This is a genomic window from Microbacterium marinilacus, assembly GCF_019753765.1.
Lineage (GTDB): Bacteria > Actinomycetota > Actinomycetes > Actinomycetales > Microbacteriaceae > Microbacterium > Microbacterium marinilacus.
Genome location: NZ_JAIJZW010000008.1, coordinates 16,816 through 39,915, shown reverse-complemented (window position 1 = coordinate 39,915; position 23,100 = coordinate 16,816). Strand labels below are relative to the sequence as shown.

General features: G+C 73.0%; 21 protein-coding genes and 1 pseudogene. 12 read left to right on the top strand and 10 right to left on the bottom strand.

Annotation, left to right across the window (positions count from 1 at the left end; all coding sequences use genetic code 11):
• Positions 1-44: 44 nt before the first annotated feature.
• Positions 45-1,382 (top strand): hypothetical protein, encoded by a 1,338-nt coding sequence (locus tag K5S26_RS13345; protein ID WP_221859017.1) that lies wholly within the window; start codon positions 45-47, stop codon positions 1,380-1,382.
• On the top strand, positions 1,379-2,458 hold the full coding sequence (locus K5S26_RS13340; protein ID WP_221859015.1) for an FHA domain-containing protein: 1,080 nt from the start codon (positions 1,379-1,381) through the stop codon (positions 2,456-2,458). The genes K5S26_RS13345 and K5S26_RS13340 overlap by 4 nt, the downstream gene beginning before the upstream one ends.
• A gap of 10 nt (positions 2,459-2,468) precedes the next feature.
• Here the strand turns inward: K5S26_RS13340 and K5S26_RS13335 are convergent, their stop codons facing one another.
• Positions 2,469-3,050, bottom strand: a complete 582-nt coding sequence (locus K5S26_RS13335; RefSeq protein WP_221859014.1) for a TetR/AcrR family transcriptional regulator — start codon at positions 3,048-3,050, stop codon at positions 2,469-2,471.
• Here K5S26_RS13335 and K5S26_RS19320 point away from each other — a divergent pair.
• Positions 3,049-3,516: pseudogene (locus K5S26_RS19320) on the top strand (EamA family transporter); the annotation flags it as partial. The gene K5S26_RS13335 and the pseudogene K5S26_RS19320 overlap by 2 nt on opposite strands.
• A gap of 247 nt (positions 3,517-3,763) precedes the next feature.
• On the top strand, positions 3,764-4,030 hold the full coding sequence (locus K5S26_RS19315; RefSeq protein ID WP_372454410.1) for an EamA family transporter: 267 nt from the start codon (positions 3,764-3,766) through the stop codon (positions 4,028-4,030).
• Positions 4,031-4,092: 62 nt separating this feature from the next.
• Here K5S26_RS19315 and K5S26_RS13325 read toward each other — a convergent pair whose 3' ends face one another.
• Together K5S26_RS13325 and K5S26_RS13320 are read right to left on the bottom strand one after the other, a co-directional pair.
• Positions 4,093-4,377 (bottom strand): WXG100 family type VII secretion target, encoded by a 285-nt coding sequence (locus tag K5S26_RS13325; RefSeq protein ID WP_246604019.1) that lies wholly within the window; start codon positions 4,375-4,377, stop codon positions 4,093-4,095.
• Between the two features lie 14 nt (positions 4,378-4,391).
• Entirely contained in the window at positions 4,392-4,712 is a 321-nt protein-coding gene (locus K5S26_RS13320) for a WXG100 family type VII secretion target (protein WP_308122974.1), read from the bottom strand.
• 253 nt (positions 4,713-4,965) lie between these two features.
• On the opposite strand from K5S26_RS13320, the gene eccD reads away from it, so the two are divergent.
• The 6 genes from eccD to K5S26_RS13290 all read left to right on the top strand — a co-directional run bounded on the left by eccD (position 4,966) and on the right by K5S26_RS13290 (position 12,370).
• Positions 4,966-6,324, top strand: a complete 1,359-nt coding sequence (eccD, locus tag K5S26_RS13315) for a type VII secretion integral membrane protein EccD (protein ID WP_221859010.1) — start codon at positions 4,966-4,968, stop codon at positions 6,322-6,324.
• A 4-nt stretch (positions 6,325-6,328) separates the two neighbouring features.
• Positions 6,329-7,666 carry a type VII secretion protein EccB gene (locus K5S26_RS13310; protein ID WP_221859008.1) on the top strand — a complete coding sequence of 446 codons (1,338 nt, stop codon included), beginning with the start codon at positions 6,329-6,331 and terminating at the stop codon, positions 7,664-7,666.
• The gene (locus K5S26_RS13305; RefSeq protein WP_221859006.1) at positions 7,663-8,934 is read left to right on the top strand and encodes a S8 family serine peptidase; all 1,272 of its coding nucleotides are present in this window, start codon (positions 7,663-7,665) and stop codon (positions 8,932-8,934) included. The genes K5S26_RS13310 and K5S26_RS13305 overlap by 4 nt, the downstream gene beginning before the upstream one ends.
• Before the next feature lie 144 nt (positions 8,935-9,078).
• Positions 9,079-9,822, top strand: coding sequence for a hypothetical protein (locus tag K5S26_RS13300; protein WP_221859004.1), 744 nt, complete (start codon positions 9,079-9,081; stop codon positions 9,820-9,822).
• A 17-nt stretch (positions 9,823-9,839) separates the two neighbouring features.
• Positions 9,840-11,420, top strand: coding sequence for an ICP22 family protein (locus K5S26_RS13295; protein ID WP_221859002.1), 1,581 nt, complete (start codon positions 9,840-9,842; stop codon positions 11,418-11,420).
• A 23-nt stretch (positions 11,421-11,443) separates the two neighbouring features.
• Positions 11,444-12,370: a hypothetical protein gene (locus K5S26_RS13290; protein WP_221859000.1), complete on the top strand. Its 927-nt coding sequence runs from the start codon at positions 11,444-11,446 to the stop codon at positions 12,368-12,370.
• Positions 12,371-12,538: 168 nt separating this feature from the next.
• Here the strand turns inward: K5S26_RS13290 and K5S26_RS13285 are convergent, their stop codons facing one another.
• The 3 genes from K5S26_RS13285 to K5S26_RS13275 all read right to left on the bottom strand — a co-directional run bounded on the left by K5S26_RS13285 (position 12,539) and on the right by K5S26_RS13275 (position 15,898).
• The gene (locus tag K5S26_RS13285; RefSeq protein WP_221858997.1) at positions 12,539-13,975 is read right to left on the bottom strand and encodes a hypothetical protein; all 1,437 of its coding nucleotides are present in this window, start codon (positions 13,973-13,975) and stop codon (positions 12,539-12,541) included.
• A gap of 45 nt (positions 13,976-14,020) precedes the next feature.
• Positions 14,021-14,452, bottom strand: a complete 432-nt coding sequence (locus K5S26_RS13280) for a type VII secretion target (protein ID WP_221858996.1) — start codon at positions 14,450-14,452, stop codon at positions 14,021-14,023.
• A 105-nt stretch (positions 14,453-14,557) separates the two neighbouring features.
• Entirely contained in the window at positions 14,558-15,898 is a 1,341-nt protein-coding gene (locus K5S26_RS13275) for a S8 family serine peptidase (protein WP_221858993.1), read from the bottom strand.
• A gap of 191 nt (positions 15,899-16,089) precedes the next feature.
• On the opposite strand from K5S26_RS13275, the gene K5S26_RS13270 reads away from it, so the two are divergent.
• Positions 16,090-17,337 carry a DUF2510 domain-containing protein gene (locus K5S26_RS13270; protein ID WP_221858991.1) on the top strand — a complete coding sequence of 416 codons (1,248 nt, stop codon included), beginning with the start codon at positions 16,090-16,092 and terminating at the stop codon, positions 17,335-17,337.
• A gap of 67 nt (positions 17,338-17,404) precedes the next feature.
• On the top strand, positions 17,405-17,866 hold the full coding sequence (locus K5S26_RS13265; protein WP_221858989.1) for a recombinase family protein: 462 nt from the start codon (positions 17,405-17,407) through the stop codon (positions 17,864-17,866).
• Positions 17,867-17,895: 29 nt separating this feature from the next.
• On the opposite strand, the gene K5S26_RS13260 is transcribed toward K5S26_RS13265, so the two are convergent.
• Genes K5S26_RS13260 through K5S26_RS13245 form a run of 4 tightly spaced genes read right to left on the bottom strand, consistent with a single transcriptional unit; the run spans position 17,896 to position 23,100 of the window.
• Positions 17,896-19,461, bottom strand: a complete 1,566-nt coding sequence (locus K5S26_RS13260; protein ID WP_221858987.1) for a serine/threonine-protein kinase — start codon at positions 19,459-19,461, stop codon at positions 17,896-17,898.
• Positions 19,458-20,828 carry an FHA domain-containing protein gene (locus K5S26_RS13255; protein WP_221858986.1) on the bottom strand — a complete coding sequence of 457 codons (1,371 nt, stop codon included), beginning with the start codon at positions 20,826-20,828 and terminating at the stop codon, positions 19,458-19,460. Before K5S26_RS13255 ends, K5S26_RS13260 begins: the two co-directional genes overlap by 4 nt.
• Entirely contained in the window at positions 20,828-21,658 is an 831-nt protein-coding gene (locus K5S26_RS13250; protein ID WP_221858984.1) for a PP2C family protein-serine/threonine phosphatase, read from the bottom strand. The genes K5S26_RS13255 and K5S26_RS13250 overlap by 1 nt, the downstream gene beginning before the upstream one ends.
• Positions 21,658-23,100 carry an RDD family protein gene (locus tag K5S26_RS13245; protein ID WP_221858982.1) on the bottom strand — a complete coding sequence of 481 codons (1,443 nt, stop codon included), beginning with the start codon at positions 23,098-23,100 and terminating at the stop codon, positions 21,658-21,660. The genes K5S26_RS13250 and K5S26_RS13245 overlap by 1 nt, the downstream gene beginning before the upstream one ends.

Sequence of the window (23,100 nt, the reverse complement as noted above, 5' to 3'; positions counted from 1 at the left end):
GAGAAGTCGCCGCCGAGCGGATCACGCAGCCGAGGGGACGGGACATGCCGACATCGAGCGTCCGGCTCGTGCTGGCCGGCTCCGGCCGCCGCCGGGACCTCTCGGTGCCCGTGGACGCCACCGTCCGCGAGGTGCTCACCTCGTCGGGCGTCGACCCGAGCCGTATGGGAGTGATGAGCGCCGGCGGCGATCTGCTGGACCTCGACGAGGCGGTCGGCGAGCGGATGCGCGACGGCTCCCTGCTGTGGCTGTTCGACGGCGACGCCGCCGCGGCGTCGGCGCGGGCGGCCGCCGCGGCACAGCGGGACGCGCGGCGCGCGGCGAGCCCGCACGTCGGCGTGCAGGCGGCGGGCCTCGCAGCCGTCGCGGCGGCCGTCACCGCGGCGGCGCTGATCGACCCGTCTGGCCTGGGCGCGATCGTCGCCGCCGGCGTGCTCGGACTCGGCGCCCTGGCCCTCCTGCTGCACCCGTCGACCGCCGAGGCCGATCTTCCGGCCATGCTGGCCCCCGTCGTCGCGTTCGCCGCCGGCGCCGCGGCCGCCGCCTCCACCGGCTTCCCGGGGGCCGTCGTCGCCGTGGGCGCGGTGTCCGCCGCGACCGCCGCGTGCGTGCGGCACGGCGTCGCCCGCCTCAGGGGCCAGCGGGTGCAGCCCGTCACGGGGATCTCCGCGGCACTGTGGGTGTTCGTGGCGCTGGTGCTCTCCCTGTCGTTCGTCACCGAGATGCCCGCCGTGGTCGCTCCCGCGCTCCTGCTCGGCACCGCCGCTCCGCTGTTCCGGGCGCTGACGTCGATCGCGACGACGGTCGAGGACGAGGATCTGCTGGACATGCCGTACCTGATCCGGGATGCCCCCGGCGTGCGCACGGCGCCGTCGCGGTCGCCGCGTCCGGTGCGGCGCCGAGCGGTGGAGAGGTCGTTCGCGGAGTCGTGGCGACGCTGCGACGCGGCCGCGACGCTGCTGTCGGCGACGGTGGCGGTCAGCGCGGTGGTGCTGATGCTGCTCGCGCCCTCGGGCACCGTGGCCGGCTGGTGCCTCGTCGGCGGCACGGGAGGGGTCGGCGCGTTCCTCGTGCTGGCGGCCCGCGGCCTGCGCGCCGGTGTGACCAAGAGCGCCGCGCGACTCGGCGGGGTCACGGCTCTCGTGGCCGTCGCGGTGCACCTCAGCGCGACGCTCCCGTTCACACCGCTGCTGTCGGCCCTCGCGCTGCTCGTGCTGGGCGCCGGGGTGGCCGCGACGATCCTGCCGACGGCGAAGGGCTGGCGCTCGCTGGGCTGGTCGCGCACCGGCGATATCGTCGAGGGGACGCTCATCGCGCTGGCCCCGGCTGCGCTGCTGTACGGCTCGGGCGTCGTGGAAGCCCTGATGAGAGGTCTCGGATGACGACGGTGCCCCCGCCGCCCGCCGCCGGCTACCCGCCGGCCGGGATGGGCAAGCGGATGCTCGCCTACGTGATCGACCTCGCGATCGTGCTCGTCGTGGCCGCGGCGGTGTTCGCTCTCACCCGCTCGGTCGTCCTCACCGCCGTCGTCGCGTTCGAGGTCGTCGTCGCCTTCGTGATCTGGGAGGGACATGCCGGCGCGACGCCAGGGCTGCTCGCGCTCGGCATCCGCACCGTGCGTGCCGGGACACCGGTCACGGTGGGCGTCATCCGGCTGCTGCCGCGGCAGCTCATGTTCGGCGCCTCGCACCTGCTGGGCCTCGGGCAGTTCTTGCTGCTCGGGACGGCGGCCGGCGACATGCGCGGCCGTCAGCAGGCCTGGCACGACCTGATCAGCGACGCGCAGGTGATCGACGTGCGCGCGATCCGGCGCGCAGAGTCGTCCGGGGCTCCCGGCCGTGTCGCCGATCTGAGCGCGTACATCCCGCCGGTGACGGCGGCTGCGCCCGCTGCCGCCTCGCCCGCCGTGGGGGACGTGATGTCTCGCCGCGCAGCCGCGCAGCAGACGCCGCTCGCGCCTCCGGCGGCGCCCGCTGCCGTCGCCCAGCCGATCCCGCAGGCGACCCCGGAGCCGACCCCGCCCCGGGCTCCGTCCCCTCAGCCCGAGGCACCGAGCGCATCTGCGGATCGCGGCGTCGAGGCCGCCACCGTGGCACCGCCTCTCGTGCAGCCGGCGGCGGCTCTGCTGGCGTTCCGCCTCGAGGACGGGCAGATCGTGCCGATCGACCGCGCGGGCTACATCGGCCGGTCGCCCCGGGCCCCCGAGGGCGCGCCCAGAGACTCGTTGCTCGTGACCGTGCCCGATCCGGATCGATCGATGTCCCGCACCCATGCCCGCTTCGGGGTGTCCGCGGGCACCCTGTGGTTCGAGGACCTGGGCTCGGGCAACGGCTCGATGCTGCGGCTGGCCGACGGACGCAGCGGGCCCCTGACACCGCATCAGCGCATCACGGTGCAGCCCGGCATGCGCATCTTCCTCGGCGATCGCACCGTCGAGGTCGTGACGAACGCGGACTGAGCGCGGCGCCTCAGCCGGCCAGCAGTCCGAGCGCCGTCTCGCGGGCCCGCTCGAACGGACGCTCGACGATCCCCATGCCGTCGGCGACCAGCGCCCCCTCGTGCAGCAGCAGGACGGCGTCCGTGACCTCCTGCGCCCGTGGGACGCCGCGAAGGGACGTGTCGGCGACGATGCCGGCGAAGAGCTCCCGCATCCAGCGCTTCTGCCCCACGATCACCGCGTAGGCGGGATGGGCGGGATCGCTGATCTCGGCATGGGCGTTGATCATCGAGCAGCCCTTGCCGCTCCGATCGGCCGCCCACGCCGCCGACGCGTCGAAGACGGCCACGAGCCGCGCCCGCGGATCGTCCCCGGCGGGGCCGAGACGTGCAGCGAGGAAGTCCCGCCATTCTCGATCCCGCGCGGCGAGGTACTCCACCACGAGGCGCTCCTTCGACCCGAAGCGGTCGTACAGCGTCTTCTTCGTGACGCCCGCCCGTTCGGCGATCGCATCCACGCCGACAGCGTGGATGCCGCGGGCGTAGAACAGCTCGTCCGCCGCCGCCAGGACCGCCCTGGCCTTCGGCGTCCAGTCGATCACGACGTCGTTCATGCACCCGACTATACCGATGGGTATAGTCGGGTGCATGAGTAAACCGATCGGTTTATCGACCCGCCGCGCCCTCCTGTCCTCCGGCCTCGGCGCACTGTTCGTCCTGTGCTGGTCCTCCGGCTTCATCGGAGCGAAGCTGGGCGCCTCCGACGCCGCGGTGACGACCGTGCTGATGTGGCGGTTCCTGCCCCTCGCCCTCGCGCTCGCGCCGATCCTGCTGTCGCGCGGAACGCGCGCCTCGCTGTCCCGCGCCGAGCTCGGACGTCAGCTCGTCATCGGCGCGCTGTCCCAGTCGGGCTATCTGCTGACCGTCTACTGGGCGATCGGGCTGGGCGTGAGCACCGGCACCACGGCCCTCATCGACGGCATCCAGCCCCTCGTCATGGCCGCGCTCGTCGGCCCGCTGCTCGGCGTCGCCGTCAGCGGCAGGCAGTGGATCGGGCTGATGCTCGGGCTCGTCGGCGTGATCGTCGTCACCTGGGCGGATGCCGCGTCGCCGGCGACGAGCGCCCCGCTGTGGGCCTACGCGGTCCCGTTCCTCGGCATGCTGAGCCTCGTCCTCGCCACCCTCCTCGAGCGGCGATCGAAGACGGCGCTCCCGCCTCTGCGGGCGCTCGCCATCCACTGCACGACCTCCGCGGTCGTCTTCACCGCCCTCGCGCTCGCGACCGGCACCGCCGTTCCCCCCCTCGACGGGGTCGTTCTGGGTCGCGCTGAGCTGGCTGATCGTCCTGTCCACGTTCGGCGGGTACGGCCTGTACTGGTATCTGCTGCGCCGCATCGGGGTGACGCGCGTCAACTCCCTGATGTTCCTGGTCCCCCCGGCGACGGCGCTCTGGGGTGCCGCCATGTTCGGCGAGCCGCTCGGCGTCGCCACGATCACGGGCATCGTCGTCGCGCTTGCCGCCACCTGGCTCGCCACGCGGGCCCCGACGCCGGCGGCGGGCGGCGGTGAGCCGCGCCCGCGCCACGCCACTTGATCACACGACGAAGCGGGCCCCTCCGGAAGGAGGAGCCCGCTTCGCGCGTCAGCCGGGGAGCGTCACTCCCAGCGCTGCTTGTTGCGGTTCTCGGTGCCCTGGAAGTCCTCACCGTCGCGACGAACCTGGTCGCTGATGTCCTGGAGCAGCAGCTTCATGTCCGTGAGCGCCTCGGTCCAGTTCTTCTTGGCGATGTCGTACGCCTCCGAAGCCGAACCGGTCCAGTCGGAGCGCAGCGGGGCGAGCGCCTGGTCCATGTCATCGAGCCGGGTCGCGATCCTGACCGCGCCGTTCTTCATGTCGTCGGCCGCGGCGGCGAGCCCGGCGAAATTGACCTTGAATCCCATGATCAGTCCTCGATTCAGCCCAGGCGGCCCTGGAGCCGGGTCAAGCTCGACTTCGACGTGTCGTCAGAAGTGGAGTAATTGGTCTGCGACGCACGCAGGTTCTCCTCGAACGCGTCGAGGTTGCCGGTGATCTTGCGAGCCTTGTCACGCCAGGCGGCGATGAGCGACTGGAAAGCCGCCGCCGACTGGCCCTGCCACTGAGCCCCGATCGTGGCGAGCTTCGACTCGATCGACTGGATCTCCGTGTTCAGAGCGATCTTGCTGTCCGAGACGATCTTCGCTCCACGCTCGATCGCTCCATCCGCGGCGCTGACTTCTTCGGTAGCCACGGTCACCTCCCGATGTCAATGGGTTCCCCCAAGTGATCGATCCATCTCGCGGATCGTCCCGCCGGTGGTTCCGGCGACGTCTCACACTCTATGAGCGAGGTGCCCGCGATTCCTATGGGCACCGCTCCCCCGGCAAGAGGTGCCCGGGTGAGAGGTCCCCACCCGCAGACCGGCGGGGAACCATCCGACGATCGGGCGCCGGCCGCTGCCCGCCGCGTAAATATACTGAGGGCGCAGGGGCGGCGCGAAGGGGGAGCAGATGGCGCGTCAGGCGACGACGACGTCCGCGTCGGCGATGCAGCTGGTGCGACTGTCGGTGCAGTGGGGCGAAAGGCGCGCGGACGTCGGGCTGCCCGGCGGAGTGCCGCTCGTCGAGCTGCTGCCCGCCCTCACCCGGCGGCTGAACGTGCTCGATCCGCTGCAGGCTCCGGGCGGATACCGTCTCGTGCGCCCCGACGGTCACGTGCTGGACGGCGAGCGCTCCCTGGTCGCACAGGGAATCGACGACGGCGACGTGCTCTCGCTCGAGTCGGGGGCGGAAGACGCACCGCCGAAGGTCTATGACGACCTCGTCGAGGCCGTGGCGGACGTCGTCGAGAAGCGCGCGAAGCCGTGGTCGTCGCAGGACACGGCGACGACCGCCACGGCCGCGAGCGCGATCCTGCTGTCGATCGCCCTCGCGCCCGCGCTGCTCGCCTACGCCGCCGCCCCGACCCTCGTCGTCCCGGTGGCGGCCGCGCTGTCGGCGATCGTGATGTTCGCGTGCGCGATGGTGCTCGACCGGCGCTCCGCCCCGGTGCAGGCGCCCGTCGCTCTCGTGCAGGTCGCGGCGCTGCACGCCGCGGCGGCCGGCTTCACCGCGCTCGGCGAGCTGCCCGGCTGGGGTCTTCCCGTCGCGTTCGCGGGCGCCGCGGCGGCCCTCGTCGGCGCCGCGGGGATGCTCACCGCGACCCGATCCCGGGAGTACGGTCTGATCCCGCTCTCGGCGGGCCTGCTGTTCGCAGTGGTCGGGGTGCTGATCGGCATGCTCGGCGTGCCCGTCCACGCGGCCCTCGCGCTTGCGATGGCGCTCGCGGGCATCGCGGGCCTGGGGGTGCCGTGGCTGGCCCTGGCCGCGCTTCCGTTGCGGGTCGCGTCGGCGCGCGACGACTCGGAGGTCTATGCGGCGCCCGAGCACATCTCGCCGGCCGACGTCGCCGCCCACTTCGCCCGGGGCCACCGGTATCAGGTGTCCCTGCGCATCGCGATCTGCGTCGTCGTGCTGGTCGCCACGATCCCCGTCGTCGCATCGGGGCCGTTCGGCCTCGCCCTCACCGCCGCCACCTACGTCGGCATGCTGCTCGGCACACGCCATGTCTTCTCGCGCGCCGACATCCTGGCGGTCGCGAGCGCGACGCTCGGCGGCATCGTGCTCACGGTGATCACCGCGGTGACCGTCCATCCGGGGTGGAGCACGTGGATGATCGCGGCGCTCGCGATCATCGCGGCCGTCGTGATCGTCGTCACGCTGCTCGAGCCGCGCCACCGCTTGGGGCTCGCCCGCGCCGCCGACCCGGCAGAGTGGCTCACCATCGCGCTGCTGCTGCCCCTGGCCCTCGTCGTCGGAGAGTGGTTCTGACCCGATGGCGTCGAAGCAGGAGCTGATCCAGGCCCAGGTGTTCAGCCGCCGGAGGCTGCTGACCGCGTTCACGAGCGGCGCGCCCGGCGGTCGGGAGCTGGCACCCGCCAAGCCGCTGCGCGGCGTCCTGCTGAGCATCGGGCTCGCGATCGTCACCGCAGTGGTCGCGATGCTCATCGGCACGTTCTCGGGCACGCTGCCCGCGGGCTGGGAGAAGGCGTCCATCGTCGTCGTCCAGGGCGAGGGAACGCGCTACGCGGTGGTCGGCAGCACGCTCTATCCGGTCAAGAACCTGGCAAGCGCGCGACTGATCACGGCGACGACGGAGGTGCTGGAGGCACCCGCTGCGCGTCTCGAGGGCATGCCGCGCGACGCGACCCCGCGCGGCATCGACGGCGCGCCGGACGCCCTGCCCGCGCCCGATCGACTGATCGGTGGCGCGTGGACGTCCTGCGTCGCACCCGAGACCGAGGGCGCGACGGCCACTCGCGTCAGCACGCAGGCCGTGCCGCCTCGGGAGGCCCTGGCGACCCTCGTCCGCGCAGGGGACGACCGGTACTTCTACGTGACCGGCGACACGCGATATGAGGTCGTTCCCGAGGACATCGGACCGATCGCGAACGTCCTGCTGCAGGTCGACGACCCGGCGGCCGCTCCCGTCGCGCCGGCGGCCTGGCTGAACCTCGTGGACGAGGGCTCGGCGCTGCGGCCACTGGCCCTCGAGGGCGCGGGCGACGCCGCGCCCGGCGCCGCGGGCTCCGCAGGCCTCCAGATCGGTCAGCTCGTGCAGACGACCGCGGGAGGAGAGGCCACGGGACAGTACGTGGTCTCGACGCGCGGCCGCCTCGTGCCGGTCGACGACTTCTCCCGGGCACTGCTCGACGCGTTCGTCGACTCGGCTCTCGTCGCCGAGCCGACGAGCATCACGGCGGCCGAGGCGAGCCCGCTGATCGACACCGATTCCGCCCTGATCCCGTCCGACTGGCCCACCGCGTTGGCACCGTCGGCCGGGACGGACGCGTCCTGCGTGCGGATGGAGCCGACCGAGGACGGCCCGGTCGTCACCGTCAGCCGCACACCGGACAGCCTCGGCCCCGGCGCCCAGGTCGATCCGGGCGCGGGCGTCGCCGTCGCCGCGGAGGGCACCGGCGGCGGTCGCACGTACGGCTTCATCTCGGAGAACGGCCTGTTCTTCCCCGTCACGACGGCCGAAGACCTCGCCCTGCTCGGGTATGCGGAGGAGACGCTCACCGCGGTGCCGCCGGCCTGGGTGACGCTGTTCGAGACGGGGCCGGAGCTCAACCGGGGACTCGCGCTCGGCGCGATCGTGCCGGAGTCATGACTCGGCGCGCCGGCACGCGGCTGGCGGGTGCGCTCGTCCTCGCGACGCTCACGATCGGCGGAACGGCCCTCCAGCCGGCGCCCGCCCACGCGGCGAGCGCCGCGCCGCGCCCGGCGCAGGCGAGCCAGGGCTGCGACGTCGGCCAGCGGGTGCTCGTGCCCGAGGAGTCGTACGTGGTCGACCGGCTCGGCCTCGAGAGCGCGTGGGAGGTGACCCGCGGCGACGGAGTCGTCGTCGCCGTCGTCGACTCCGGTGTGCAGGCGCGAAACGCGCACTTCGCCTCCGCTCTGACGGAGGGCACCACGACGTTCTCCGGCGGCGACGCGGGAGCGGACGTCTACGGTCACGGCACGCTCGTCGCCGGCCTCATCGCCGCCCGCCGGGTCGAGGGCTCCGGCGCGGTGGGGGTCGCGCCCGAGGCGCAGATCATGCCCGTGCGCGTCTACGAGGCGGACGCCGACACCGCCGAACGCGAGGGGCTGGCCGCGCCGAGCGCCGACGGCATCGCCTCCGGCATCCGCTGGGCCGCCGACCACGGCGCCGACATCATCAACGTCTCGCTGTCGATGGGCGATGCCGACCCCGCGCTGGTGAGCGCGGTCGAGCACGCCCGGTCGCAGGGAGCGCTGGTCGTCGCCAGCGCCGGCAACCGCAAGACCGCCGACGCCGAGAACCCGCCCACGGAGTTCTACCCTGCGCAGCTGCCCGGAGTACTCGCCGTCAGCGGGGTGACGTCGGACGGCGAGTGGGACGCGTCCTCCTCGTTCCGGGGCGAGCATGTCGACGTCGTCGCTCCCGGGCAGTCGATGCTGTCGGCGTTCATCTCCGGCGGCGACTGCGTGGTCAACACCGAATCCCCCTCGTCGAGCTACGCCACCGCCCTGGTGTCCGGAGTCGCGGCGCTCGTCGCCGCAGCGCATCCCGAGGAGGGCCCAGACGAATGGGCCTTCCGCATCATGGCGTCGGCGCAGCGCTCCGATCCGCGCAGTCGCGCCGACACGACCGGTTGGGGAGAGGTGCGGCCGTTCGAGGCGCTGAACCTCGTGGACGACGGCACCCTCGCCGGACCCGCCTCCCCGTTGCACGGCCCGGCGCCGGAGACGAGCACCGCTCCCGACCCGATCGGGCTCGACATCCCGGCGGACCCCGCGGATCCCGCCCGTGCGGCGGTCGGCTGGGCGCTTCTCATCGGCGGCGCCGCCTCGCTCATCGCCCTGCTCGTCGGCCGCCTCGGCGACGTGCGTCGGCGCGCCTCGCGCTCCCGCTGACGCCTGCCCATCGCACTGCCCGGTCAGAACCACCCGCATCCGCGCGTGGGCACCGCTCCCCTACGCACGCGGGGGCGGACGCTCATACGATCGGGGAAGCCCCGCGGTGGCCGAACAGGTGCCGCGGCCAGGGAAGAGGTGCACATGAACACGCGTAGCGAACCGTCGCTCGGTGATCTGGTGAACGACCTGCAGTCGACGCTGCACGAGCTGACCGCGCTCGCCGGCGAGCTGCAGTCGGCAGCCGCTCAGCGCACGCCAGTGACGGTCTCGGACGCGAGCCAGTCCGTCACTGTGACCCTCGATGCCGCAGGAGCTGTCGAAGGGATCGAGCTCGATGAGGGGTGGCGCGACGCGCTGGGCGAGGATCTGCTGGGAGACGCGGTTCGGTTCACCTATGTGCTCGCCACCACGCGACAGATGGAGCAGTGGGCCACCGCTCTGCCGGCTGAGGACCCTGGCTCGCCTTCCCCCGCCGCGGCAGCAGCTCCGCCCGTCACCCTCGGCGATCCGACGACGCCGCGGGCCCACGCGGCCATGGACGAGTTGCGCGACCTTGCCCGGCGAGCGCACGCGGAGGTCGACGCGTTCGACGCGGAGATGTCAGCGCGCGGCAAGCGAGAGTCGGCGACGCGCTCTCCGGACGCTACCGTGACCGTCGTGCGCACCGGATCATCGATCTCGCGCATCGTCCTCGACCCACGTTGGCTGCAGCGGGCCACCGACGGTGCCATCGAGCGTGCACTCGTCGACGCCCTCCGGTCGTCTGGGAGCGATGACCCGGCGGAGAACGGCTTCGACGACGAACGGTTCCCTGGCCTGCAAGAGGCGCGGAATCTCACCGGTGACCCGCGTGCGCTGATGCGCCGCATGGGCGTCATCCTCTAAGGCACGAGGGAGCAAACGTGAGCGACGAGTTCGATGTCGATACCGATGCGATCCGGAAGGACGCCGATCTCTGGGAGACGGCGGGCGAGGGATACTCGCAGATCGCGAGCGCGGCGCAGGGGCTGACGATCGATGCCTCCGCCTTCTCGTTCGTGGGTGGCAAGGCGGCCGCGGCGTACCAGGACTTCTACAGCGCGATGACGGAGCTCCTCGCGAGCGTGCCGCCTGCACACGAGTCCTTTGCGGCAGAGTTGCGCGCGACGGCTGAAGACTACGACCGCGCCGATCAGGCGTCGGCAGGCCAGCACCGCAACGCTGAGGGGCAGATCGGCGACCCGGAGAGCCAGGGCACCGACGCCGGTCAGACCGGCGGCGGGGGCGGCGGCGGGGGCGGCGGCTCGGTCGGCGGGGGCATGACCGGCGCGAACACGGGCCAGCAGATGGGCGGCGGCGGAGGCGGAGGCGCGCCGTTGGCCGAACCGGACCTGCCGGACGAGAACGTCGGCGTCGACGGCGATGTCGACGGAAGCGCGTCGGGGCCCGTGCTCAAGCAGGTCGAGGAGCTGCACGACCGCGCCGACACCATCGACAAGCGCGCGGACGTGGTCGACCGCGAGGCCGATCGTTCGGACGACGAGGCGTACGAGCTCGAGCGGCAGGCCGCCGACATAGAGAACGCGGCCGAGAAGCTCGACACCCGAGCCCAGTCCCTCGAGGACGCGGCGATCGCCGACGAGCAGAAGGCGGCCGAGGCCGACAAGCGCGCCGCGCAGCTCGAGGAGAGCGGCGACACGGAGGGCGCGGAGGCGACACGGGCGGAGGCGACCACGCTGCGGGCTCAGGCGGTCGAGCACCGCGCGGAGGCGACCGAGCTGCGCCAGCAGGCGCAGGCGCTGCGCGCGCAGGCGGCGGAGACGCGGACGGACGCCGAGGCCGCGCGCGACGACGCCCGCGACCTGCGCGAGGAGGCTGCAGAACTGCGCGACGAGGCTGCAGAGCTGCGCAAGCAGGCGTCGGAGCTCCAGGACCAGGCGACCGACCCGGCGGGCGCCGGGGCGCGCACGGACGAGGGCGTCGAGCAGACGGGGTCTGACGACACCGAGCCCGGCTCCGACGACACCGAGCCCGGCGCCGACGGCTCCGAGACGGGCGAGACCGGGGCAGACGAGGACGGTGCCGGGGCTGCGGGGACGGACGACGCGACCGGCGGCGACGACGCCGGCACGGACGAGCCCGCGGGAACCGACACTGGGACCGAGACCGAGACCGGCTCGGACGACGGCACCTCGCCGGAGGGCACGACCGGCGGCGTCACGGCGGAGGACGACACCGCCGCCGGGGGCTCTGCGGACGGCAGCACCGCAGACGACACGAACCCCGGTCCGGTTCCCGGTGACGCGCCCGTCGCCGACGGTCAGCCGCAGCCGGTCCCCACCGAGCCCGTCACGGGCACAGGGACAGGCGCGGACTCGGCGGCGACCGTCGCCGGTCCGGAGACGGCGGACGACATCCCCGTCCAGGGCGGCGACGCTGCCGACGGCGCGGACGACCGGGACATCCACATCCACAACTCGCGGACCGGCTCCGAGCCGGTCTGAGTCACGATCAGTCAGGAGCACTCATGGTCATCAGCACCGTCGTGAGAGGCGTCTCTCAGATCCCGGCGACGTTCCGGCGCGCGCCCGACACGCCCGCACCGCCGCGCACCTACACGCCGCCGTCCCGTGGCGGCGAAGCCCCTCACACGGGACGCGGACCGAGCTCGGGCGGAGACAATGCCGGCGAGGTGTCCCAGTCGCGCCGCGATCTCGAGGACGTCTTCGAGAAGGTCGACTCGATCTCGTCGATCATCGACAACGCGATCAGCTATGTGAACTCGCTCATCACGGGGCCTGACATCCCGTACTGTCCCGATCCCTCCGACGTGATCGACCCGCTGAAGAAAGCGATCGAGAAGGCACTCGCGCTGGTCAAGAAGCTGTTCGACGGTGTGATGGAGATCGCCGAGAAGGTCGCGGAGATCTTCCGCTGGGTCGGCGACCCGTCACGGCTGCGCGAAGTCGGACTCAGCTGGGTCACGACAGTCGGCGACCCGGCGACCACGCAGACGTCGACTGTCTGCCCCGCGGCGGCGCTGCCGACGAACGGACTCTGGACGGGTCCCGCGTACACGGCGTACGCGGCTCGGGTGGAGCTGCAGGGACCGGCAGTCGACGAGGTCTACAGCCGGTGCGTGATGATCGACGAAGAGCTGAACAAGTTCGCCGACGCGATCGTCGCCTTCTGGATCGGCTTCGCGCTGGGTTGTGTCGTGCTGATCGCCGGCGTGATCACAGGTATCGCCGAGTGCGCCGGTGTGGTCACGATCCCCGCCGGCATCCTCACCGCGACCGCATTCGTCACGGCGTACATCGCTGACGTGGCCGCGCTGGTGATGGTCATCACCGAGGCGCAGAACGCCGCCGCAGACATGATGACGACCGTCACGAGCGCCATCAGGAACAACCGGGCTTTCCCCGGGGGGAGCTGGCCCGGTCCCACGGCCTGACGTACTGCCGCACGGCATGAGGGCCGGGGGACGATGTCGTCTCCCGGCCCTCTCTCGCGTGTGTGCGACCTGTGCGGACGGATGCGCGGCGTCCGCAAGGGAGACGCCGTGGCATGCGTCGGGGGCCGGGCGATCGCTCGCTCCGGCCCCCGACGGCTTCTCGACGGATCAGTTCCAGCCGAGGTCGTCCTTCTCGCCGCCGTCGCGGACGCCCGCGCGTCCCGCGGCGCCGAGGTCGCCGATCTGCTCCTCGTCGTCGACCTCGAAGGCGAACAGCTCGCTGCCGCGGCGACGCTTCTTCTTGTCGCCGCCGCCGGCACCGCCGGCCATACCGCCACCCATCATGCCGCCGACACCACCGCGGGAGCCCGCGCCGGCAGCGCTGCCGGCGCCCGCCGTGCCTGCTCCCCCGGCGCCCGCTCCGCGGAGACCGGCGCCGAGACCGCCCGCACCGCCCAGTGCGCCCGCACCTCCGAGCTTCGCCGCGCCGATGCCGCCGAGGCCCAGCGCCGCGGCACCGCCGATGCCGCCGGCGACTCCGCCCGCAAGGCCGCTGCCGCCGGATCCGCCCGTGCCGAGCGATCCGCCGGGGCCGAACGCGCCGCTCGATCCCGGCGCGTAACCGCTGCCGGGGCCGCCGGGGCCGCCGATCCCGCCGTCGATGTTCGGGGCGTCGACGTCGCCGACGCCGCCCGGGCCTCCGGGCACGTACGGGGACGGGGTGTAGATGCCCGTGTCTCCGGGGCCGGAACCGCCGCCTCCGGGGCCGGTGCCGGGGCCGCCCGGCCAGGTCGGCGTCGTGCCGCCGCCACCACCGCCACCACCGCCTCCGCCGCCAGGCAGATTCGGGGTGGGGATGTCGCCGCCTGTCTCCGGCGGGGGCGGCGGAGGCAGGAACACCGGCGGGTTGCCGCCCGGGTTCACGCCTCCGGGAGTGTTGGGTCCGGTCGGCATGGTCGGGCCGCCGGGGGATGCGCCCGTGTCGGAACCGGTGGTCTGGCCACCCGTCGGCACGGCAAGCGGCTTCGAGTCGTAGTCAGGCGGGGGCGGGGGAGTCGAGCCGGGGAAGTCTCTGATCGGACGCGAATCGACGCTGTCGTTCGCCGCCTGCATCTTTTCGTCCATCTCCTCGAGGATCTGACGCGCGGTCTCCTCACGCGCCTTCTCGTTCTCCCCGAAGAACCAGTCGGCCGCGATATCGGCGGCGACGTAGCCGAGCGGTCCAGCCAGCACGGTCGCGCCAGTCTTCGCCGCGATCTCGATGGTCTGCTGCTGTCCCGGGCTCAGGTCGAGACCGGGCAGCTCCTGTGCTGCCGACGCCGCCTCGTTGAACGCGACGTTCGCCGCACCCGCGGCCTCCTGCATCGTGCGGATCTTGTTCGCTTCGCTCTCGACCTCGCTGGCGATCTCGAGCAGACGCTCGCGAGAGACGTTGCCGATCTCGCCGCTGATGCCCTCGACGTTGCGCGCGCTGTGGACCTGGTCGGCCGACGCCCTCATGTCCTCCGAGACGGTGCGCGCGTTGTCGCCGATGTACGCACGGGTCTGCGCTCCCTCGTGAGCCGCCTGCACGACCCTCGCGAGGCGGTCCATGTACTGGCCCATCTCAGTTCCTTCCCTGCTGCCGACCGCGATCCGCGGTCGCTCCGCTCACACCCACGGCGAGTCCCCCGTGGTGCCGGACGAGGCCGGCGTGGTGGCCGGCGTAGTGGCCGGCGACGACGGCGAACTCGACTCCGGCAGATCCGCCAGCACGCCGTTGATCGCCGCCAGGTAGCGCTGCGCGCGCTCGGAGTCCTGCTCCTGGAACTCCTCGATGGTCCGCTGCAGGTTCTCCGCGGCGTCTCGGAGCGCTCCCTGCAGGGTGTCGAGCGCATACCGCCGATAGTGACCGGCCTCATTGACGAGCGTCCAGTGCAACTGGGCTGGCGCTCCCTCCTCCGTCCACGCGGCGGAGTCCTGCGCGTCGAGCGCCGAGGTGAGGCTCGACTTCGCGGTCGCGATGTCGTCGGCGATCCTGCCGATCAGTTCGATCTGCGTCTCGACCTCGTCGTAGTCGATCGTGGTGCTGTCTCCAGCCATGAGCACGGTCCCCCTCAGCTGCCCTCAAAGCCCTGCTGCTCCATGCTGGCCGATCCCGGGCGTGTCGCCAAGTGCGGGCCGCGGGGAGTTCTCCCCTTCGGCTCGCTACGATCGGCGGCGCGAACGCGCGACGAGCACGGCCGCGAGCACGATGCCCCCCACCACCACGATCCCGCCCAGGACCACCGCGACGATCAGGACGGGCCCGAGGGGCGATCCGTCGCCGCCTTCGGCCGAGCCCGGGTCGTCAGCGGAAGGCGCCGTCGTGCCGTCGGCGGACGCCGCGTCTCCCTCGAGCGGGTAGTCCCACGTGTCGTCGGTGAAGACACCGTCCTCGAAGTCCTCCAGCAGCGGCCAGGTCTGCGGCGCGTCCCGCAGCAGCGGGTTCTCGTCGGGGAGAGTCGCCGGGTCGGTGGCGATCATTGTGCGCGGGCTGATGAAGCCGTAGCCGTTCTCGTCGGTGCGGACGAGGTCGGGATTGCCACCGTCCGCTCCCCGCACGAGCGCCTGGATCAGCTGATCACCCGTCGCGTCCGGGTACGCCGACTTCGCCAGCGCGAGCACTCCCCCGACGTAGGTCGACGCCGGCGAGTTCGCTGCGGCGGAGTACTTCCGCTCGTCCCAGGTGCCGTCACCACGGCCGTAGTTTATGTACCCCGTGCCGGGGGCGAGGATCGTGACCCACGGCCCCGTCACGGGGTCTGCTCGCTCACCCGACTGCGTGGCGTTCTCGACGGAGACGACGCCGTTGAACTGTTCGACGTGCACGCTATTGGAGGTGGACTCGAACGAGAGCTCACTGACGTTGCTGTTCGCCGCCACCACCACGATGCCCGCGTCGATCGCCTGGATCAACGCGGTCGCGGCTTCTCCTCGCAACGAGAACCCCGTCGCTGTGACGATCATGTCGACGTCCTTGTCGATCGCGTCGAGGATCGTGTCTCGCAGGAGCTCCGTGCTGTCCTCGCACGTGTACTCCTCGTCCGTGCCGATCCCGGTCGGATCCTCGGTGACGACGTCGTACGAGATCAGAGCGGCATCCGGGGCGATGCCGGGCACGCCCGGCTGGTCACCGACCTGCTCGCCGTTGCCGACGAGGATGGAGGCGAGGTACGTTCCGTGCTCCGCGCTGACGTCGTCATGCAGGCCGTTCACGGTTCCCTCCCCGTCGGGGCAGGAGAACTCGCTGCCGACGATGTCGGCGCCGCGCAGGGTCGGCGCGTCGGGGTTGACGCCCGAGTCGAGCAGCGCGATGGTGACGCCCTCACCGGTCGCCGTCTGCTGCAGCTCGGGGATGCCCGTGTCCTCGAAGTACCAGAGCTCGTCGTCGTCGGAGCCGACCTCGGTCGCTCCCACGGCCGCGGCCGGCATCGCGACCAAGGACGCCGCCATCGCCAGTGCCAGCAGGGTGCGAACGCCCCGCCTCCCGCTGCCGGTCGTGCTCATCCCTGCATGCCCCCGTGGCTCATCCGCGCTCCCTCGTGTGACGATTCCGCTTCATCCTACGGAGCCTTCCCGACGACGGGTGGTTCTCCCCAGGCGTGCGCTCCGACCGCGGGCAGCCGCCTATATTCGAGGCACGGTGGATACGGCGCGGCCCGAGAGGCGCCCGGATGATGGTCGGAGGCGTGGCGAGGATGTCGAACCCTGGATGGTGGCGGGATCCGCAGGGAGGCCCGTTCCTGCGATGGTGGGACGGGCGCGCCTGGACAGAGCACACCAGCCCTCTGCCGCCCGCCGAGGGCGGCGCAGCGAGCCCGTCTCAGGCCCCCTACGCCGCCCCGCAGGCGCAGCCCCTGTGGGACGGGCAGCATGCCTCGCCCGCGGCGACCTCGCCCGCGGCGGCGCCCGAGCGTCGCGGTCGCGGCTGGCTGCTCGCCCTCATCCTCGGAGGGGTCGCGCTCGTCGCCGTCATCGTCCTCGTCGTCGCGGTGGTCGTCCCTCTCTTCTCGCGCCCGGACGCCGCCTCCGCGCCGGCTCCGACGGAGGGCGCCGAGTCCTCGCCGAGCGCGACGCCGACCCCCGCGACCGTGTACGCGCTCTCGGAGCGACCCGGCTACGCCGACATGGAGTCCTTCGTCACCGGGACCTACGAGAAGTACCTCGCGGCTCGCGAGGACGGGTCGATCCGAGACCTCGTGCCCGATACGGACGACGCCGACGACTACATCAACGCCTTCCTCCTGCTGCTCTCGGACGAGCGGGGCGCCCTGCGCTGGGCGCCGTCCGGCACCAACCCCGACGAGCTCGACGCGATCATCCAGGCGACCCGCGACAGGGTCGCCGAGTACGAGCGCCGTTTCCTCGCCGGCGAGGATCTCGGGGTGTCGGTGCGCGTCGTGCGATCGGACGGCTCGGTGTTCGAGAGCGACGGCGCCGCCCCGCGCGCCGACGCCGCGGAGCTCGCGCGCGACTACACGGCCTCGCCCGGGCCGGACGGCACGTACGTCGACTCGGCCGAGGAGCTGGCGTCGTACTTCGGCATGTCCCTCACGTTCGACTACGCGTCCATGTACGAGAGCTGCGGGCACTCGGACGTGCCGCTCGAGACGATCATCGCCACGTACTGCTCGGCGACTCCCGAGCTCGTCTACGTCAATCCGGACTACTCCGACTACGACGCCTACGTGTCCAGCCCGGCGTTCGTGAACTCGATCCGCCACGAGATCGCCCACGATCAGATCGCCGAGGTGTGCGGCACGGTCGCGCCGCCTGTGGCCGGCGCACAGCTCGAGGCGGTCACCAACTCGTATGCGGTGCTCTTCCTCGGCGCCGACCGCGCCGAGTTCGACGCGCGTGCGAACGGCGAGTACGCGGCCTATCGCACGACCGCGGAGACGGATCGCGTGGCGCAGCTGATCCACGACGACACCGTGTGTCAATGACCCCGGCCCGTCAGGCTGTGCCTGAGCCCCTTCACGCGGCACAATAGGAGGGACGAAAGGGGTCGCCGTGACCGATACGACATACGGAGCGGACGTCGCGGCCGCAGACACGGCCCCGCTGCACCTGCCGCACGCCGCGGTCGAGTGCCCGAAGTGCTTCACCGAGCTGCAGCGCGACCGCGACTGGTGGCTGGCGCGGCCCGCCGGCTCCCGACTCGTGGGCGTGGTCGTCTCCCGCGACGACATGCCGTCGGTCGTCCAGCAGCGCGACGACCTCACGCGCTTCGGCGTCCCGATCGAGGGCTTCCGCCACCCGGCGCCGGAGATCCTCGAATCGTGGGAGCAGCGGCTCGCCCGGCTGTTCGACACGTTCAAGCCCGGCGACGTGCTGGTCGTGACGAACGTGCAGGCGCTGGGCCGCAACGTCGACGAGGGAACGCGCACGATCACCGCCCTCACACGCCGCGGCGTGGTCGTGAAGGTGCTCTCTCACGGCGCGCGTCACCTCGACGCCGCCCCCACGGCCTGAGGCGCTGAGCCGCCGGCCGACGCCCGCGCTCAGTCAGGGGCGCAGATGGTCGCACCCTCGTCGGTCGTCCGCCCGTTCTCGCGCACCAGGAACACGTCGATGCAGACCCGCTCCTCGCCGTCGAGCGGCACCGTGACGGTCTCGTCGTCGATGCGCTCCGGGCCCTGCGCGCCGTCGATCGCGTTGCGATACCAGAGGTAGCGGTCGCCCTGCTCGGGCTCCGGGTTCGTCCAGTCGAACACCGCCACGTCTCCCTGCACGATGCCGCGCCCGTCGGTCACGAGCGGCACGGCCGTGCCGAGCGGGTTCTGCGGGTCGGCCACCGGCGGGGCGCTGCTCGACTCGGGCTCGGGGCTCGCCAGTCCCTGCATCGCGGCCGCCGCGACACCGATCACCGCCACACCGAGGATCGACGCCGCCACGATCCACGGCCAGCGCCGGGAGGGGGCCGCTGCGGGCGCGGCCGCGGCCTGCGGCGGCGGCTCGGCTGCCGCGGGACGCAGCACGGTCTGCTGGTCGTCCGCCGCAGCGACGACGCGTGGGCCCCGCAGCACGGTCGCCTCGTCGTCGACGCCCCCGGCGTCGACACGTCCGCCGTCCGAGCGGGGCGCCACCTTCGCGGTCGTCGCGGAGGGACGGGTCGCGGTCTCCACGGGGGCGATGCTCGTGACCCCGCGGACGCGGGTGAGCCCGCCGTCATCGTCGCGCGGGCCGTCGTCCAGGGGCCGGTCGTCGAGGATGTCGATCGGGGTGACCGAGTGCGCCAGCTCGATCTGCACCTTCTGCAGCGCCCGGGCGAAGGCGACCGCGCTCGGGTAGCGCGCCGCCGGGTCCTTGGCCATCGCGCGAGCGAGCACCGCGAACAGCGAGGACGGCACGTCGGCACGGTCGATCGCCGGCAGCGGCAGCCGTTCGATGCGCTCGATGAGCTCGGCGCTGCCGTTGCGCTGGCCGGGCAGCTCGAACGGGGAGCGCCCCGCCAGCAGGGTGTAGATGGTGGCGCCGAGCTGGTACACGTCGATGCGCGCCCCGCTCTGAGAGGCCTCGTCGAAGGCCTCCGGCGGCGACCAGGGGATCGACATCCCGGTCGTCTCCGCACTGCCCTGCGTCGTGGAGGCGATGCCGAAGTCGGTCAGCGCCGGCCGGTTGTACTCGGTGACGAGGATGTTCGCGGGCTTGATGTCACGATGCAGCACGCCGGCGCGGTGCGCGGTCTCCACGGCCGCGGCGACCTGGATGCCGACGCGCAGCGCCTCGGCGACCGAGAACGGCTCGCGCCGGTACCGCACCTGGAGGTTGGGGCGCGGGCAGTACTCCATCACCAGGTACGGGCGTCCATCGGACGACACCCCCGCCTGATGGATCGTGACGATGGCCGGGTGCGTCGACAGCATGGCCATGACGTTCGCCTCGGCGGTGAACTGCGCGGCCGAGCCGGAGATCCGCTCGGGCAGCAGCACCTTCACGGCCACACGACGGCGCGGCAGCTCCTGCTCGTACAGGTAGACGTCGGCGAAGCCACCCGACCCGAGCAGCTCGACGTGCGCGAAGCCCGGCAGCTGCGGCGGCGGCGCGGGGGGCCTGCGCGCCTTCACGGCAGGTCCTCGAACACGACCGTCACGCCATCGCCGAGGTCGATCATGTCGCCGGACACGACGACGGTCTGCTCGCCCGGGTGCAGCCTCACCGGGTCGGCGCCCTCCCCCAGCAGCCCGCTGCGATAGAGAACGGTGCCGTTCGTCGTGTGCAGGTCGGCGACGACCACGGTCTCGCCGTCGGAGGTGATCTCCACGTGGTTGCGTGAGATGTCGTTCTGCGGGCTCTCGACGGCGACGAGCTGTGGCACCTCCGCGCCGGCGGTGCGCGACGAGCGAGGGCGCCGTCCGATGATGACGGGCCGATCGAGCTCGACGGACTCCCCGGTGGACAGGCGGATGCGTCCGCGCTGCGGCGCGGGGACGAACTGCGGTGTCGTGGGCAGCGGCGGCCGGGGCGGCAGCGGGGGAACCGGAGGGATGGCGGGGAGGTCGAAGCGCGGCACGGGTGCCGGGTCGAGCACCGCGTCGGCCGGCGCGTCGCCCGGTTCCGCGCCTGCCGCGTCGTCGACCGGTGCCTGCCGGAGCTCCCGAGCCCTGTCGACGGAGATCGTCTCCCCGTCGTGATCTCCCTGTCGTCGCGTCGCCGGCGCATCCTCGACCGGCGCCTCCTCGACCGGCGCCTCGCGCCGGGGCACGACGATCGTGTCGGCGGAGGCGAGGTCGTCGTCGCCCGGCGTCGTCCCGATCGTCTGCGCGAGTGCGGCGAAGTCCGCCTCCTCGGGAAGCAGGGTCTCCGACGGGGCCTCCGGCTCGGCGGTGTCGATCGACGGATGCGGCTGCTCCGGCTCGGCCGGAGGATCCACCGCCGCAGAGGCCTCGACCGGAGCCGCGGCGTCTGCGGAGGGCTCCGGCTCGATCGGCGGGACGGCGTCGGCCTCGACGCTCGTCTCCTCGGGCTGAACGGCGGGGGCCGGCTCAGGGGGAGCCGCGTCGACCAGCACGACGCGCACCGTCGACGCCAGCACCACGCCGGAAGCGATGGGCAGCTCCGATGCGGCCGCCGGAGGCTCGCCCGAGACACTCACCCACGCCGCGACCGCGGCGTCCACGGGCGGAACGGGCTCGCCGCCCTCGTCGCTCACGGTGACGGGCCCGCCGGGTGCGTCGACGGTCACCCGCAGGCTCCCGCTCACGTGGGCGCTCACCGCGCCGTCGCGCACCAGCGCGATCGCGAAAGGCGGCTCGACGGAGGTCTCGCCCGCGGCGTCCGTCAGCGACGCGATCACAGCCGTCAGGGCGTCGTCCTCGTGCAGAGCCGCCCAGACCTCGCCAATGCTGTCGTGGGGCACGCCTTCCGGCAGCACCACGACACCCTCGCCGGAGACGATGACGAGCATGCCTCCCGGCTCGTACGTGATCCTCATCAGAACGCGCCCCCCACCGGCTCACGCGGCAGCGTGTCCGAGTCGATGTCGATGTCGTCGCCCGGCTCATCGGTCCGCGCACGGGCGGGCGCTCCCCGTCGCGCGACGGCCACCGCGTCGACGACGACGGCCGTGACGTTGTCGCGACCGCCGTGCAGCACGGCCTCGTGGACCAGGCGCGTGGCGGCGGCCTGCGGGTGCGGCTCCGCGGCGAGGATCTCGCGGATCCGCTCGGTCGAGAGCTCGCCGGGCAGCCCGTCGGAGCAGACCAGCACCCGGTCTCCCTCCGAGGCGGGCAGCATCCAGTAGTCGGCCTCTCCGGCGCTGCCGGCGCCGAGGGCACGCGTGATGACGTTGCGGCGCCGGTCGTGCGCGGCGTCCTCCGCCGTGAGCTCGCCGCGATCGAGCAGTTCCTGGACGACGGAGTGGTCCACGCTGATCTGCTCGAGCCGTCCCTCCGCGAGCCGGTAAGTGCGAGAGTCGCCGAGGTTCAGTGCGAGCCAGTAGCCCTCGCCGCCCACGTCGGCGACGACGACGCCGCTCAGGGTCGTGCCCGCGCCGGCGTCGGTGTCGACGGACAGGCCGTCGATGCGGTCCCTCGCCCGGTCGAGCGCGTCGCGGACCTCGTCGACGGTGAGCGATGCGCGTCCGGCGAAGCCCGCGAACTCGGCGATGGCGGCCGCGGACGCGACCTCGCCGCGGTCATGCCCTCCCATGCCGTCGGCCACGAGGAAGACGGGCGACACCGACAGGAACGCGTCCTCGTTGAGGGCGCGCCGGAGCCCGGTGTCCGTCGCGGCGCCGCTCAGGGCGGTGATCGGCGCCGTCATCAGGTCGCCCGTCCCAGCGCCTTGAACGACACGATGCGGTCGCCGATCTCGAGCGAGTCGCCCGGCTCGAGCGCCACGTGTTCACCGGGCGCAGCATCGATTCGCCGGCCGGCGCGCACGATCGTCACGCCGTTCGTCGAGTGCCGGTCGATCACGAAGGCACCGTCCGTCGTGACCTCCACCTCGAAGTGCGTCTTCGACAACGACAGCGTCTCGTCGCGCACCGAATAGGCGGTCACCTCGGCCTCGACCGCGGGATTACGGCCGAACACCGCCCGTCCCGTGACCGTGTGGAGGTTGCCGTCGTCCCATTCCAGGATCGCCGACGGGGTGCGGACGACGAGCCGCGTCGCCTCGACGTCCTCGGCCTCGCGCGGCACGTGGACGGTGTCGCCGTCCACACCGGGCGCGACCGGCTCGGCGGGTTCAGCAGGCGCGGGCGCCGCGGCAGGACGGCTCTCGGGGATCGCGGCAGGGGCGGAGACCGCAGGCGGGTCTTGGGTGATGCCCGGCACGAACGCGATGAGGTCGTCGTCGGCCGCGGGCGGGGCGGGCGGCACAGGCGATGCCGCGGGGGGAGCCGCGGGGGCCGGCGAAGCGGCGGGCGCCGGCGGACGCGGCGGCAGGGGCGGACGCGGCGGGATGGCGCCGTCGAAGGCGGGCGCCGGGGCCAGCGCGGATCCGCCGGGCGCGGCCGAGGGAGCCGCCGTCGCCGAGGGGGCCGCCGGCATCGCGGGCACGGCCGAGTAGGCGGGGGCGACGGGCGAGACCGGCGGGACGCGGCTCGGCACGGGGGAACGCGGCGCGGCGGGCCGCGAGACGTCCGCCGGCGCGGCATGGCCGGCGTTCGCGTGTCCGCCTCGGGCGTCGGCCATGAACGCGTGCGACACCTTGTCGTGCCAGCCCTGGTTGCGGCCGCTCCGGTCGAAGAGCACCGAGAAGAGGCCGACCACGATCGCGCCGGCGAGCCCCCAGATAACGTTGCGGATGAGCGCACCGCCCATCCCGAGCGGCGCGCCGTCCTCGAGGCGGACCAGGCGCAGCCGCATCAGCCGCATCCCGATCGACCCCTGGCCGCCCTGCATGAGGCTGTAGACGACGATCCAGGCGATCGCGAGCAGCCCGATGACGCCGCTCATCACGATCAGCACGACCGGACCGAGCGCAAGCCCGAGCAGCATCGCGAGCCCGAAGAGCACGGCGTACGCGGCCGCGACGATGCCGAGGTCGATCGCATAGGCCGCGGCACGACGGCCGAGCCGAGCCGGGAGGCCCGGCATCGGAGCAGGCGGCGCGGGGGCCGGGACGGGCGCCTGCGGCGCGGCCGGAGCCTGCTGCCACGGCTGCGGAGGGATCGGCTGCCCGGGGTACTGGCCGGGCGCCGGCGCGGGGCCGGGCCGTGCGCCCGGAGCCTGCCCGCCGGAGGGATGCGGCGTCGTCAT